The organism is Chitinophaga hostae (assembly GCF_018224885.1).
Lineage (GTDB): Bacteria > Bacteroidota > Bacteroidia > Chitinophagales > Chitinophagaceae > Chitinophaga > Chitinophaga hostae.
On the sequence record NZ_JAGTXB010000003.1, the window covers coordinates 107878 to 123684 of the forward strand.

The 15807-nt window shown below is 46.3% G+C and carries 11 protein-coding genes; 10 read left to right on the top strand and 1 reads right to left on the bottom strand.

Features of this window, described 5'->3' with window-relative positions; all coding sequences use genetic code 11:
• The first annotated feature begins 5 nt into the window (after positions 1–5).
• Complete coding sequence (locus KE626_RS07630) at positions 6–578, top strand: Crp/Fnr family transcriptional regulator (RefSeq protein WP_211972280.1); 573 nt, start codon at positions 6–8, stop codon at positions 576–578.
• A gap of 61 nt (positions 579–639) precedes the next feature.
• Positions 640–1467, top strand: a complete 828-nt coding sequence (locus KE626_RS07635; protein ID WP_211972281.1) for an SGNH/GDSL hydrolase family protein — start codon at positions 640–642, stop codon at positions 1465–1467.
• A 15-nt stretch (positions 1468–1482) separates the two neighbouring features.
• Here KE626_RS07635 and KE626_RS07640 read toward each other — a convergent pair whose 3' ends face one another.
• Positions 1483–4440 (bottom strand): glycoside hydrolase family 38 N-terminal domain-containing protein, encoded by a 2958-nt coding sequence (locus KE626_RS07640; RefSeq protein ID WP_211972282.1) that lies wholly within the window; start codon positions 4438–4440, stop codon positions 1483–1485.
• A 474-nt stretch (positions 4441–4914) separates the two neighbouring features.
• Here KE626_RS07640 and KE626_RS07645 point away from each other — a divergent pair, with 474 nt between their 5' ends.
• The 8 genes from KE626_RS07645 (at position 4915) to KE626_RS07680 (ending at position 15801) form a co-directional block, all read left to right on the top strand.
• Positions 4915–5298 carry a YciI family protein gene (locus tag KE626_RS07645; protein WP_211972283.1) on the top strand — a complete coding sequence of 128 codons (384 nt, stop codon included), beginning with the start codon at positions 4915–4917 and terminating at the stop codon, positions 5296–5298.
• Positions 5299–5318: 20 nt separating this feature from the next.
• The gene (locus KE626_RS07650) at positions 5319–6122 is read left to right on the top strand and encodes a hypothetical protein (protein WP_211972284.1); all 804 of its coding nucleotides are present in this window, start codon (positions 5319–5321) and stop codon (positions 6120–6122) included.
• 236 nt (positions 6123–6358) lie between these two features.
• Positions 6359–6949, top strand: coding sequence for an RNA polymerase sigma factor (locus KE626_RS07655; RefSeq protein ID WP_211972285.1), 591 nt, complete (start codon positions 6359–6361; stop codon positions 6947–6949).
• Positions 6950–7025: 76 nt separating this feature from the next.
• The gene (locus KE626_RS07660) at positions 7026–8222 is read left to right on the top strand and encodes a FecR family protein (protein ID WP_211972286.1); all 1197 of its coding nucleotides are present in this window, start codon (positions 7026–7028) and stop codon (positions 8220–8222) included.
• 238 nt (positions 8223–8460) lie between these two features.
• Positions 8461–11805: a SusC/RagA family TonB-linked outer membrane protein gene (locus tag KE626_RS07665; RefSeq protein WP_211972287.1), complete on the top strand. Its 3345-nt coding sequence runs from the start codon at positions 8461–8463 to the stop codon at positions 11803–11805.
• Between the two features lie 40 nt (positions 11806–11845).
• Positions 11846–13528, top strand: coding sequence for a RagB/SusD family nutrient uptake outer membrane protein (locus KE626_RS07670; RefSeq protein ID WP_211972288.1), 1683 nt, complete (start codon positions 11846–11848; stop codon positions 13526–13528).
• 11 nt (positions 13529–13539) lie between these two features.
• The gene (locus tag KE626_RS07675) at positions 13540–14583 is read left to right on the top strand and encodes a PEGA domain-containing protein (protein ID WP_211972289.1); all 1044 of its coding nucleotides are present in this window, start codon (positions 13540–13542) and stop codon (positions 14581–14583) included.
• Between the two features lie 15 nt (positions 14584–14598).
• A complete protein-coding gene (locus KE626_RS07680; protein WP_211972290.1) occupies positions 14599–15801 on the top strand; it encodes a glycoside hydrolase family 27 protein in 1203 nt (400 codons plus the stop codon).
• The last annotated feature ends 6 nt before the right edge of the window (positions 15802–15807 follow it).

Sequence of the window (15807 nt, forward strand, 5' to 3'; positions counted from 1 at the left end):
ATCACATGACTAACCTTCTAGCCTATATCCGTTCATTAGCGCCCTTCTCCGACCAAAGCTGGGAGATGCTGAGCGCTCATGTAACCCAACAGGAATTTGGTAAAAGAGCCTACCTGCTCAAACCAGGGAAAGTTTGTAACAGCTTGTTCTTTATTAGTAAAGGCTATTGTAAAACATCCTACGACCAGGACGGACAGGATATTAACACCGGTTTCTATTTTGAATGTGATATTGTTACTGACATCAATAGCTTTCATAAAAATGAACCGGCCACATTAAGCATCCAGGCTTGTGAAGCGCTAACAGTGATCCGGTTCGACAAACCAGCGCTGGCCGTCATCAATCGTTTATCGCCGGAGAGTGAAGCTGTTGGCAAAAAACTAATGCAGCTGGTAGCCACCAAACAGGAAGAACAGATCAGGTTTTTCCGGCTGTTAACCGTTCAGAAACGATATGAATACCTGGAAGAAAATATGCCGGGGCTGTTGCAAAGGGTATCGTTAACACAATTATCTTCTTATCTGGGCGTATCCCGGGAAACACTTTCCCGGATGCGCAACAAAAGAGGGCGGTCATGATTTTGTGACGATTATCACGGAAGCGTTTACAAATAAAGGGACAATTTTATAAAAAAATAAAATGGCCCTGCTCACCTTTATATCCGCCTTGTTACTGATCGCTTTTGGACTGCTGATTTACCTTGGTTTTCGCCGTAAAGCCATTAATAACCCCAAAAGCTTCTTGAAAAAAGCAACTGATGTTCCCGGGAAACGTTTAGTCTTGTTTGGAGATAGTCAAACCCACAGTACGCTCAGCAGCGATTATGCCTCCATGCTACGGTCGGTGCTGAACAAAACGCCTGTTCATGTAATTAATGCAGGTAAAAACGGTGACACCGCCTTAGGTTTACTGCATCGGTTGAAAAGGGATGTTTTGCCCTGCCGGCCGGATCTGCTGATTATTTATGCAGGCACCAACGATGTGCTTCAGAAAACTACACTGAAAAACTATTCCAGTTATTTATCGGAAATCATTCAGCAAGTCAAAGCCCTGAAAGATATTCCCATCGCGCTGGTATCGTTTCCGCCATTGGGTGAAAACCTGCGCAGCCGGAGAAACGCGGAGGTAGACCGTTTCAACCAGGTACTGTCAGAGCTGGCAGCAGCGTTTAAGATATCCTACCTCCCGTTCAATGAAACATTGAAAGCTTATTTAAGCGACAAGCCACAAAGTGATGACAGCGAATTTTCCATGCGGATTTCCCGGTTGCTCATGGCCGCTTTCAAAAAATATTATCTCGGGCAAAGCTATAATAAGATCTCCGGGGCCAACCGGTTACATATACTGACGGATGGCATTCACCTGAATGATATATCAGGTGGCATCCTGGCAACAATGCTGCAGCAGTGGATTATGAAACAGCCGGCACACACCGGTTTGGCCCATCAGGTGGATCTGTCGGATTAGCTACTCATACCGGGATCACTTCACAAACTTCGCCTCCAATGTTACAAATCCCATTGCAGGCACGAGTATTTCCTGCTGAAGATTTCTATCCGCGGTTGTGTTATCGCCCAACAAAGCTACAGATGCAGGTTTGCGGCTCAGCCAATTCAGTTTTACGTTTTCATCTTTGTCGGATACCGAGCGAAGTCTTATTTGAACAGCATCGCCGGTGCTGTTTGTTTGAAGGATAGAAACCGTTACTTTTTGGCTTCCCGCTAAAGACAGGAGCGGCGCAGTTTCCTTATTATCTTTCACCGGGCTAACAATTAGCGGCTGCAACTGTTCAAGTCCGAAACGATTGGCCTGTCCTGCATCATAGCCGGTATTGTGTGGAAGCAACCGGTAGCGGAAGGAGATTTTCCCATCCTGGCTCAATGGGAAATTGGTATGCCAGTGATTGTTCAGTGCCCATGAGTAAATAGTGGCGCTTGGTTCAATTTTCTTCATCCACTTTTCCGAATTGGTGGCGCTACCGATAATATTAGCCGTCATACTGCCTGCTTCAAAAACAGGTGCATCCAGCGAGCACCAGGTAACTCCCTTGTCCTGGCCAGAAACATCCAGCCATCTCTGGAATCCTATCCAGTTGCGGTTTGCGCCGCTGAGCTGATCATTGTCTATTTTCACAATTCCCCACGGAATATCCATATGGGTAGCAGGATTGTCGATGTTAAATGCAAATCCGAAATGAATACCTTCTTTCTTAAGAACTGGTTGTTTGTCTATAATATTTTTTATGTCAACATATGGCTGTCCGGCAATAACGGTGATCTCCCTCGTTAAGCTATTACAGCCTTCGGCAGATGATTCCACTGCAATGGTGGCTACCAGCGGGCCGTTCTCTTTAACGGAAATCTTCGCATTCGAAGTACCGCTTGCTTTTTCCGGGCTTTCGTCTCCATGCAGATATCTATAGCTGTTTAACTTCCCGGGGGATGCTGCATTCGCAAATTCTTTTGCACCGCTTATTAAGCTGGAGATGTCCCCCGTTTGCGGATCAATCACCACCTTAACCAATCCATTATCCAATATGTTGTCGTGGAGGAATGTTCCTGAAGTATTACTTTTTCCTTTTTTGAGGAAATAATTCCGCTGACCTAAGGCTGGAATATCTTTCGCAACAAACACCAGCTCCCCTGTTGAAAGGCGCTGCGATGATACCGCCTTACCTTTGTTATCACTAATGCTGTTGAACTTTTCGCTTTGCTCTTTGGAAAGCAGTACTAACCCCGAGCGTTCCCATGAAAGGGTATTGAAAACGGCGACTGTTGAATTGGCATTTTGAACAACCGGCGACAATTCCAATGTCCGTAAGGAATCGCTTATATCTGCTCCATGTTGGAAATAACCGAATTTAACCTGTAAGATATTATTGGTGATAGGTTGTTTGGAGGGATCCATATAACACCAGGTATGTTCTGTACCCATACTTACATTTCTCCAGGCTTCCTTAATGGCAGCGCGTGGCGCCGGTTCTCCCGGATGCAGCATGGTCCACAGGGTTTCTGTTTGTATCAGCCGTTCTTTGGTAGAGCGGTTCATGCCGGTTTGCTTAGCGGCTGCGCCCAGGCCATCTGTCCAATACTCTGTAAAATCGCCTGACAATACCGGCAGCTGATCGCCATATTTCTTTTCAAATGTGGACATAAACTCAGTTGCGCCGGAAATAACCAGGTGAGGAAAGGCGTAGTCCTCGTTCCAGCTTTTAACAGCGTCCGGCAAATCTGCATCGATAGGCGTATTGTCTGCCATGGCCCAGGACATAGCAAAAATATCATACGGATAATAGCTCGCTTTCTCCAGTGCAGGTAATGTTTTAGCCAGGTACTTATCTACAAAATGCTCGCGCGGGGCATTTGTTTTTACGATCTGCAACAATTTGGAAGTATCCGTTTGTCCCGCCATTCTGGGCCAGTAGTCATGCCCTTTGGCATTTTCGCCGGGGGTGTAGGCGCCGGGCTGAAAGAAAAGCACCTTTGATTTTCCGTCCGGGCTCTTCCACCAAAATGGTTTGAAACTTAGCTCAGTGGATCGTCCTACCCTGTCGGATCCATTGTTCATTGCAAAAATATACCTGATCCCTTGTGCTGCCGCTACCGGTACTATTCCCCACGACATTCCCGGAACATCTACCTGCACCATGGTGGATATTTTTGTTCCGGTTAACTGCTCCATTTCCCGGCAATGTCCGAAGAACGCAAACATCTCTTCATCTGCTGCCACACTGGTGTTGGTGTTTACGTAGCTGGCATCCAGGTGCAGGTATCCTTTCTGCACCGCATCTATAATCGTATTCTTTTCAGCAGATGTAGCCTTCCTGAGATATCTTTCCACCGGCCACAACACCTCCGGATTCCAGGTGTAACGCGCTCCGGCAGGGTAATTCACCGTTTCCTTTGCCAGGTTAATACCATTGATCAAATTCCGTTTATGTATCAACTCCACATTTTCCTGTGTGTTGGTATAACCAATATCTACATGCGAGTGCGGATAGATATATACAGTCCACTGGCGAAGCGCCGGTACCATGATCACTTTCGTTAATTCCTTTTTTCCACTGCGGAAAGTCAGCGTTGCTTCAGCGGCTGATTTTACGCCGGCGCCATCAGGCAGTAAAACCGCCAGGCTGTCCATCCCACTGTTGGCAACCACCGGTACTGTTTCTTTCTTCCCGTCGCATACTATGTTTACCGTTCCGTTCCCGGTGAAGGCGGCGCCTTTGAAGTATAGCATCACTTCCCTGCCAGGTGTTCCATCGGGGCGGTGACGGTAAAATGATTGTACTCTATAGTCTATTGCATCAGGAAATTGCGCCCCTGCAGCCACCACCCGGACGGGCACTTTCCGCTTACCCTGTGCCAATAAAGGAACACTGCCTGAGCATCCAAGGAAAAGCAGGCAGGAAATAAGGGAAAGGTTTTTTTTGTTGATCATATATTTAATACGTTAAGTAAATCCTGTTAAGGATAAGTTTACAATGCTTTCACTACTTATTTCCATTGTTCACTGTTCTGCTCCATCTATTCCGGGGTGGATAAACACTCGGTAATATGTTCAAACATATGACTATTTAGGGAAAGTTGCAACTTTTTTCTCTCCGGCAGCCGGGGACCGGAATACAATCACTAACAAAAACAGGATACATACGCTAAAAGATGATAAACAAAGGAAAGCAGTGGATTAAAAACGAATTTTGGAGGAAAGAATACCAGGCGCTTATTAATATAATTCCTCACCAGACATATGTATATACATATTAAAATAGGCAAGCCGGCGGATTTAACCCGATCATTATAATTTAGAGAGATGACAACCAGATGTTACGTATATTTATAAGCCAGCGATGATTGTAAAATGCCTGAATATAAAGGCAACAGGAAATGTAATTGACAATGAAAATAAACAGCCATGAAAGAATTTATGTTTTACATCCGGAACGAAAGGGATGCAAAAAATTCCCTGACAGCAGTGCAACACCTCGCATTTATAAAACAATGTGAAGTTTACATCAGCAAACTCAAAGGTGAAAATAAACTAATTGCGGCGCAGCCCATTGTAAGAGAAGGCGTAGTGCTTAAAAAAGACAATGACGGTTGGATAGAAAAAGACATTAATACCGACAAAGAAACCCAGGTTGGCTACTATCACATTTTAGCGAATGACATGGATGAAGCCATTAAAATTGCGAAAGACAATCCTGAGTTTGAATATGTTGCCTCCGCCACCATTGAAGTACGACCAGTGAAGACAAAAGAAGCTGAAACGGGTTTTGTTTATCCGACAAATAAATAGACTATATCAACAACCAAAGTATGAACAACCGAATTTCTAAAATAGAAAACGAGGTACAGGACAGGAACACAGTGGCCTGGAGAAAATTATGTGATTATATTGAGAAAGTTGCCGCAGAAAATCGTGAAGAATTCTCGCCTGCAGAGGAGCTTGGCTGGGAACTATTTGCACAAATACATACGCTACCGGAGAGTATTTCAAAACTGAAAAAAGTTAAGAAAGTTTGGCTCTACGGAAGCAAGTTAAAACGGATTCCTCCGGAAATAGGAGAGATGGAAGCGCTTGAATTCTTTGATCCCTACACTTCATATGATTTACATTGGTTTCCCTACGAAATCACCAAGTGCAAAAATCTTAAAAGCAGCAGAGTAAGCACCAGGGCTTTGTATGGCAATAAAAAAAACAGAATGGGATTTCCTCGTTTGGATCACAATCCAGTGAGATATCCCGGAGAAACCGTTAAATGTAGTGTTTGTGGCAAACCAATGAATTATGACGAAACAAATCAACGCTGGATCTCACTATGGGTTGGGACTGATGTGCTGCCATTGCTAGCAAACCTCTGTTCAAAGAATTGCGAAAACCAATTGCCTAAGCCGCCAGAAAATTATGTTCAGATTCTGCATAAAGGAGGAAGCGACTTAAAACAACCGCTAGACGATAATGAACAATTTGAATTGGAAATGAAGGAGTATGAGGAAAAGCAAGACACTGACGCAACTGGTGCCGTACCGGCTAACGACAATGAAACAACATTAGATAACCACACTGAAAAGAAAGTGCCTCAAGTATTGAAGCTGATAAGAAAAATATGGGAGCGATGATATTAGCAGCCGCCGGAATAACGAAGTAATTGGCTCAATTGGGGTGAATTGGCTTTCTCTAATTTACCTACACGGTTAATATCTGATGATAAAAGGATAATTTTTGCAAAGCCACCCCTTCTATTTACGCTTACATTTAGGGCCACGGCATAAACACAACCAAAACGATTGCGCATCCAACTGATTCCATAAAAAATTACTCAGACTTATTGTCAGTTATTCGGCTATACGATGAAATGTCCATTTTTAAGAAAGTGGCGGAGGGCGACGAAGCAGCCTTCAGGATCCTCTTTGACCAATACTGGGACACGGTGTACGGGGTAGCCCTGGCACTCACTAAATCCACCGGTATGGCTGAAGAGATGGCACAGGACGTTTTTGTAAAGCTATGGCTGAAACGGGAAAAACTGGCCGGTGTTGAAAATTTTGAAGGATACCTGTTTACCATCGCCCGCAATCATATATTTAATGCCTTCCGGAAAAAAATCAAAACAGCGGCTTTTACCGAGCATTTGTTAGACTATGCACAGGATACCATCGCCACAACGGATACCCCTGACAGGCATTTGCTGTGCAATGAACTGGAAAGACAGGTGGCCAGCGCCGTTGAACATCTCTCCCAACAACAACGTACTATTTATTCACTAAGCCGGTATCATGGTTTGAGCCAGGAAGAAATAGCGGCCACGCTCCACATTTCCAGGCATACGGTAAAAAGCCATATGAATAAGGCTTTACACGTAATACGTGATTATCTCCGGCACTATAGTATCCTGGAATTACTACTCCTTTGCTCCTTTGCGCAGGCTACATTTTTTGCTGCCTGAAATTTTTTTTTATTTCCACTAATACCTCCCCCTTTTTCTGGTGTCTTTATAGTAACGTTCACCTTTATGCTTTAAAATGGATAAAGAACATTTAAAAGAGCTATTACAACAGTATCTCAATAATACCCTTTCTGCCGAAGAGCTGAGGGGGTTAATCGACCAGCTGCGTGGACATGAACATGCAGTTGAGCTGTTGTCGGTGATTGAAGAAGCATTGGGAAGCGGGGAATTTACCCGGCTAACAGGTAGTGACGAAAAAGACCGGATTTACCGGAACATCCTCCGGAAGGCCGGCGCCGAAGAAGGTACATTTACGCAGGCAGATGAAAATAGCCCGCTACCTGTAAAGCGACGTACGGGTATATGGAGGGTTGCCGTTGCTGCCATGGTCCTGGTATTAGCGGGAACCTCCGCGCTTCTGATCATGAAGTATTCCTCACACCGGGGTGGCAACGCCCGCCAGGTTGCCAAAGGCGAAATACTACCCGGCAGAAACAGGGCTATACTTACACTCACTGATGGCAGCAATATTGAACTGGACAGCGCGGCAAAAGGTACGCTGACCAGGCAGGGAGCTTCAGCTGTTATGAAAATGAACAATGGCCAACTCGCTTATAATTTAGTCAACAATACTGCGGCAGATGTGGCGTACAACACAGTAACTACTCCACGCGGCGGCCAATACCAGGTTGTACTGCCTGATGGTACCAAAGTATGGCTGAACGCAGCTTCCTCCCTGTATTTCCCCACCAGCTTTACCGGGAAGGAACGTATTGTAAAAGTAACCGGGGAAGCTTATTTTGAAGTAGCCCGGAAAGAAGACCAACCATTTAAAGTACTGACACAGGGCATGGAGGTAAAAGTATTGGGCACTCATTTTAATGTCAATGCCTATGCAGATGAAACAGCCATTAATACAACCTTGATAGAAGGAAAGGTAATGGTATCACACCAGGGAAAGAATGTGCTGATCAATCCTGGTCAGCAGGCACAGGTAGCGGAAGGCATCAGGGTCATTCAACATGCCGACATAGAAACCCTGATGGCCTGGAAAGATGGCCGCTTTTCCTACAATAATATGGACCTGAAAACCATTATGCGGCAAATCAGCCGCTGGTACGATGTAGACGTCATATTCGAAGATAAAATTGCTGATTCCTATAGTATGGAAATGTCAAGAGACGTTCCCTTGTCAAAATTATTACAGTTCATGGAACTAAGCGGGGGCGCTCATTTTGTGATCAATGAAAGAAAAGTCATCGTAAGAAAATAAGACCAAAATTTATCAATTAAGAAATTGATGCAATAAAAAACCGGGTAGTGTTTGCGGCACTCCCCGGCGGATTGTTGGATCGATACAGTTATACAATCATTTCCGGACTGCTAATTGTTTACATCCAAACCTTAACAAAAATATGCAAAATGTTCTTTGTAATTCCACTTTTTTGAATGGCTGTAATGTCACACAGCAACGACCTCAAAAGGGATTGTGGACCAAAATCAGATTGACAATGAAGCTGACAACATTGCTGTTATTTGCATTCATTATCCAGGCGGGCGCCGCCACGAATGCACAAACGATCACACTTTCGCTGAAGAATGCTTCCCTCCGCACGGTATTTAAAGAAATCAGCCGGCAGGGAGGATACAATTTCGTTTACAACAATACGCTGCTGGAACATACCGGCAAAGTAGACCTCGAAGTAAACCACGCCAACGTGGAAGATGTACTGAAACTATGTTTCAAACAACAGCCTATCACCTACGAGATCATCGATAAAACGATTATCGTCCGAAAGCCATTGCCGGTGACCGGCGCCCCCGGCAATGAACACCTTGCTGCGGCAACGATCACCGTAAAAGGAAGGGTTACCGGGGAGGAAGGCACACCTCTTATCGGTGTAACCGTGCAACTGAAAGGCAGTTCCACCGGCGTGGTTACCAGGGAAAACGGCGAATTCCAGCTCAATATACCCGACAACGCCAACGGGGTGCTTGTGTTTTCCTTCATCGGGATGGAAAGACAGGAAGTGGTCATCGGGAAAAGTGTATACGTGACCGTTGTATTGAAACGGCTCGTATCCCAACAACAGGAAGTGGTGGTAGTGGGCTACGGCACACAGAAGAAAACAACACTCACCGGCTCCGTGGCCACCATGAAAGGAGAAGAAATAGCAAGGGTACCAACCGCCAACGTTTCAAATGCCTTTGCAGGTCATATCCCCGGTGTTATTGCCAACAACCGCTCCGGCCGCCCCGGTGATGACTATTCCTCCCTCTACATCAGGGGATTCAATTCCTTTAGTGGCGGGGTGGACCCTTTGATCATAGTGGACGGTATTCCTGACCGGAATATTGACAGGATCAATCCCAACGACATTGAAAGTGTTACCGTACTGAAAGATGCCTCCGCAGCGATTTACGGCGTACGCTCCGCCAATGGCGCCATCCTCATCACCACCAAAAGAGGAAAATCCGGCAAACCGGTGATTTCCTACGAAGGCACCTACGATATCCAGCAGCTGACCAGGATGGAACATCGTGTTAACTCCTGGCAATACATGACCTATTACAATGAGCTGAACAAGTACCAGGGCAATACCCTTCCCTATACACAGGCAGACATCGACAAATACAAAGCGGGAAATGATCCCAACTATACCAGCACAGACTGGCAACGGGAGGTGTTCCGCAAAAACGCGCCTCAAACCAATCACAGCATTTCTGTAAGAGGTGGCAGCGATGCCGTGAAATTCTTTATTTCCGGTCAGTACCTGTCGCAGCAAAGCAACTGGAGCAATAGTGATGAAAATTTCAAGAACTATAACCTGCGTTCCAATATAGATGCATCCGTTTCAAAAAATTTAAAGCTAACCTTTGATATCGCCGCCAGGAAGGAAGAACGGAAATACCCCGCTATTCCCGCAGGAAACATACTGCACGAAACCGTGAGCATGTATCCTTTTATCCCGGTACACTGGACGAACGGTCAGCCTTCTGCCGGTATTTCAAACGGGCGTAATCCTTACCTGATGATGTCGTCTGCTCCCGGCTATGATAACGTAACAGACCTCACCGTGCAACCTAAAATAGGATTCGACTGGCAGCTGCCCGCTATCCTGAAAGGCTTGTCGATGAGCGGTTACGCGGCCTTCGACTACCGCCTGAGAAGCGAAAAGAATTTTACCCGCCCCTGGGATGCATACACGTATAGCCTGTCTACCAACACGTACAACAATCAAAAATCAAGTACCGCTATTCTCAGCCTGACACAGGATGAAAGGATTTTCAATGAGAATACCTATTTCTATAAAATTGCTTTCGACAGGTCCTTTGGCAAGCACACCATCAGTGCTTTTGCAGGATATGAACAAACCGTTTCCAGCTACAAAATGACCTCTGCTTTCAGGAAAAATCTGTTGAGCGATCAGCTGGATCAACTTTTCTCCGGCAGCACCACAGACCAGAATGCCACCGGCAGCGCAAGCCAGGATGGCCGCGAAAGCTACCTGGGCAGGGTTTCATATAGTTATGCCGATAAATACCTCGCAGAAGTAGTAGGCCGCTACAACGGTTCGTTTAACTTCCCCGGAGATAGACGTTGGGGTATGTTCCCGTCCGTATCACTGGGCTGGCGCATCTCCGAAGAAACATTCTTCAAGGATCACGTAAAATTTGTGGATAACCTGAAGCTGCGCGCTTCCTGGGGAGTAATGGGCAGTGATGCAGTAGCCAAATACATGTACCTGGCCAGGTATTCACTGGTAAGTAATATGTCTTCCGACTATTCTTCCTATCCCAAAGAATATTATACTTATTTCGGTCCCAATTACTCAGAGGCTACTGCGCTGTACCTGGCGTCTATTCCCAATACCAATATCACCTGGGAAAAACAGGATACCAGGAACCTCGGGCTGGATGCCGTTTTCTTCAATAATAAGTTAAGTGTAACCGCCGACTACTTCCATAACCTCCGTAAAGATATCCTGGCGCCCCGGAATGCTTCCGTGCCGCTGTATACAGGCTTAAAGCTGCCGGCTGAAAATATTGGCAGAACACTGAACAGAGGCTTTGATTTTATCGTTAACTACAACGGAAAAGCCAGGGCCGTTAAATATAATGCAGGCTTCAACTTCACCTACGCCAAAAGCAAAGTGCTGTTCCGCGATGAAGCGCCCAATATTCCTGACTACCAGAAATCAACCGGATTACCCATCGACTCCTGGGTGGTATTCCAGACCAAAGGTATTTACCGTACCCAGGAAGAAGTGGATAAATCCGCGCACATGGCAGGCGCCAAGCCCGGCGACCTTTGGATAGAAGATAAAAATAATGATGGCGTGATCACCTACGATGACCAGGTAAGGATTCCTGAATCTGCATTCCCAAAAATCGTTTTTGGTGTTACCATGGGAGCGGAATATAAAGGACTGGCACTCGACCTTGTATGGGCAGGCCAGACGGAAGCCAAGCAGTTGATCCTGCCCCAGATGCAAGGCTCCGTGGTAGCGCCGCCACAGTGGCTGTATGACGGCCGCTGGACGCCGGATAATATCAATGCCGCTTATCCAAAAGCATTTAATTCGAGGGATCCGCGCAATTCCATATATGCCGACTTCTGGCTGGCAGATGCATCTTTTATCCGCTTAAAATCAGCTCAGCTTTCTTATATCGTCCCTAAAAACTTATATGGCCGTATTGGCATCGACAACATCCGTGTGTTTGTAAGTGGTTTCAATCTCTTCTCTATCGACAAAATGAAGAAGTTTAACCGTGACCCCGAAACAAACAACATTACCGGTGTCAATTATCCGCAAACAAGGATCTATCGCGCAGGTATCAGCGTTGGCCTGTAATCCATTTTATCATATTTATGGACATTTAAATTTATTTATTGTGAAAAGAATATACTGGAGAATAGGTACTGCATTTTTAGCTACCCTGTTTTTAATGGCTTGTCAGAAAAATGTGCTCGATAAAGTGCCCCTGGATTCATTCTCAGACCGGTCAGTTTGGAAAGATCTGAAGTTGGCAGAAGCATTTGCTGATTTTCAATATACCGTGCTGCCTAATCCCGGTCATTACTGGGATAACCTGACCAACCGCACCTGGGCATTGTCTTCCGCTACGGATGAAGCATTTAATAAGTTTGATGATTACAACGCCTCTATCATGAACTCCGGTTCCCTTACACCAGACAATCTTGGCAATTTCGATATATGGAGTGAAACCTATAAAAGGATACAGGATTGTAATCTCTTCCTGTCTAAAATTGATGCCGTACCTGGCGACGATGCCCTGCGTGCCCGGCTCAAAGCTGAAATCATCTATCTGCGCGCCTATGCGTATTTTAAACTGATCAGCGATTACGGCGGCGTTCCCCTGGTGAAGAAGCCTTTTGACCTGAACAGTAAATTTGAAACACCGCGAAGCACGTTTGATGAGTGCGTGGCTTTTATTACCACCGAATGCGATGCCGCCGCCGCCGTGCTGCCGGTGAGTTACAGCTCCGGCGCCGCAGAACTGGGACGCGCCACCAAAGCCGCTGCCCTGGCATTGAAATCAAAAACCCTGTTATATGCCGCCAGCCCTTTATGGAATACATCTAACGATAAACAAAAATGGCAACAGGCATCCGATGCTGCAAAAGCAGTGATCGACCTGCCCGGATACCAGCTCTACACCGGCAGTTATGTGAATATCTTCACTACCTGGAATTCGGAAATCCTCATGGCCCGCCAGGGAAACAAACAGTATCAGTGGAATGCCTTCCAGGGTGTGGAAATGTTCATGGCTCCCTGTGGCTTCCACGGATGGTCGTCGTTTGCTCCCAGCCAAAACCTGGTAGATGCATTCGGAACTGCTGATGGAAAAGATATCACCGACGCCGGCTCCGGCTACAACCCACAACAGCCTTATGCCAACCGGGATCCCCGTTTTTACGACGATATCATTTTTGACGGAAGACCTTATGGTAAACCGGATTTCTTCAAAGACCGCTATAATGCCGGACATAGTAACGTAGCAGAAATGTACGAAGGCGGACTCGACTCCCAACAGGGATGGGATACCTGGAATGCCAGCATGACAAGGTATAGCTTTAGAAAGTACCAGGACACCACTTTCAATTTCAACGTAGAAACACAAACCAATAAATTCTGGATTGTATCAAGATTGGCAGAGATCTACCTAAACTACGCAGAAGCGGAATTCAACCTGGGGCATGAAAATGTATCCCGGCAGTACCTCGATCTGCTAAGACATCGTGCCGGTATTACCAACGATTTGCCCGGAAGTTTAACCGGAGCCGCCCTGTTAGCGAAAATACGGAACGAACGGCGGGTAGAGCTGTGCCTGGAAGGTCAGCGTTACTACGATGTACGTCGCTGGAAGATTGCCGACGTTACAGAGAATACCCCATTGGGCGGCGTAAAAATTGTTAAGAATGCAGACGGCTCAAAAACCTATACTTACATCAAAGTACAGGACAGGGTATTTAAGTCACAGCATTACCTGCTGCCTATTCCAAGGGAAGAAATCAGAAGAACCAATCTCCCTCAAAATCCCGGATATAATTAATAATCCCAGTGATGAAAAAACAATGGATGTTAATATTACTGCTGGCAGGGGCGGGTGCATGCAAAAAAAGCAGCCCCGCCCCTGGCGGTAATAAACCTGATGACAAAATCCAGGTGGCTGTTACAGCGCCGGAAGCCGGATATATATACCTGGATGGCGCGTATACCGGCATTGTTGCTCCCGGCAACATCGCTGTTACCGCAGGTAAACACGTGTTAGGTGTGGCTTTGCAAAACTCCTTCCGGTATCTTCGCAAAGAAGTGAATATAACGGCGGGCATCACCCTGCAGCTCACCACTGCCGACAAGCCCGCCCCTAAAGTGTGGAAAGCACTCTGGATCGGCTTAAACGAAACCAAAGGCACTGCCCTCACGGGCGATTGCAGTACCCATTTCACCAAAGCTGAACTGGATCAGGGATATAATTTCTTTCAATGGAGTTTGCAACAGCATTTCGAAAAGTATGCCTACGGCACCATACACTGGGAGGTAACACGGAAAGACATCACACTACCGGTGATGCTTACACGTGGCGCCAATGCCATGTATACCGTAGATCCCGCCACCATCGCCGACATGATGCCTGAAATTCAGCCCGGCGTTTACGACTGTGTATTTGTGTTCTGGCGCGAAAGTGAAAATAACTGCAGCTTCAAAAGCAACTATTTCGGACTTGCCTGGACCAATCCGATGAAAGAAAGCATCAAAACAGGTTATGTTACCGTCAAATTTGATGCAGGTAGCAGTCTCGCTGACCGGATCAATTACTACAAAAACAACGATCCCGGTGTATGGGTACATGAGTGGCTGCATACCGTTGGTGAAAATTTTTACCAGGACAAAGGCCTCCAGTTACCACGTAAAGCAGGCGACGGTTTGGCAGTACATGCAGCGGAAATGTATCATTATATATTTCCATGGATGGACTGGTATCTCGACTTTATGTCGGCAAGGGTACCCAATGTATATGATGGCCCCAAATACCTGGGTATAGGCCCCGAAGCGTTCCTCGGTTGCTCCGTAAGAGAAAAGGCGACGAACAATTGTAATGATTAATCACATTAAAGAGATATGAAAAAACTTATTTATTGGATGCTGGCGCTGCTGGCCGCCAATAGCGTTTCTGCACAGAAATTTGAGGGATTGGCGCCCACACCGCCGATGGGTTGGAATAGCTGGAACACCTTCCAGACAGCCATCAACGAAAAAATGATCATGGAGATAGCAGACGCCCTGGTATCATCCGGTATGAAAGATGCCGGCTACACCTACCTTGTGCTGGACGATGGCTGGATGGCCATGGAAAGGGATAGCCTGGGCAACCTCGTTCCCGATCCGAAAAAATTCCCGCACGGACTCAAAGCTGTAGTAGATTATGTGCACGCCAAAGGATTGAAATTCGGTTTGTATAACTGTGCCGGTACACTTACCTGCGCAAAATATCCCGGCACCCGCGGTTATGAATACCAGGATGCCAGGAACTATGCCGCCTGGAATATCGATTACCTGAAGTTCGACTGGTGTAACACAGCCGGTATCAATGCCAAAGAAGCTTACACCACCATGAGCAAAGCACTGCGTACAGCAGGCCGCCCTATGATATTCAGCTTGTGTGAATGGGGTGTTAACAAACCCTGGCAGTGGGGCGAGCCGGTAGGCCAGTTATGGCGCACCACGGAAGATATCTACCAGGTATTCGACTCCGTACATAACCAGGGCAGCTGGGATGCCCTGAGCGTTATGCGCATTGCCGACCTGCAGGATACCCTGCGTAAATATGCCGGTCCCGATCACTGGAACGATCCCGACATGCTGGAAGTGGGTAACGGAATGACCTATGCGGAAGACAGAACCCATTTCGCCCTCTGGGCCATGATGGCTGCCCCTTTAATAGCAGGTAACGATATCCGGAAAATGACCGCGCAAACCAAAGCAATCCTCACCAATAAAAACATCATTGCCATAGACCAGGATCCACTGGGTATACAGGGGTTTAAATTTACCGACAGGGATAGTTTGCAGGTATGGTTCAAACCACTGCAGCAGGGCGATTGGGCCGTTTGCTTTATTAACCGGAGCAACCATGATACCCCCGTTAACTTTAACTGGAAACAAACACCGGTGGAAGATAACCTCTACCACTATACGCTAAACAACAACATTGACTACACCTTGTTCGATGTATGGACAGGAAAGTCCGCGGGCACTACCAAAAAAAATCTCAGCGCCATGCTAAAGTCGCATGATGTGCTGATGTTCAGACTAAAGAAATAAAAAAAT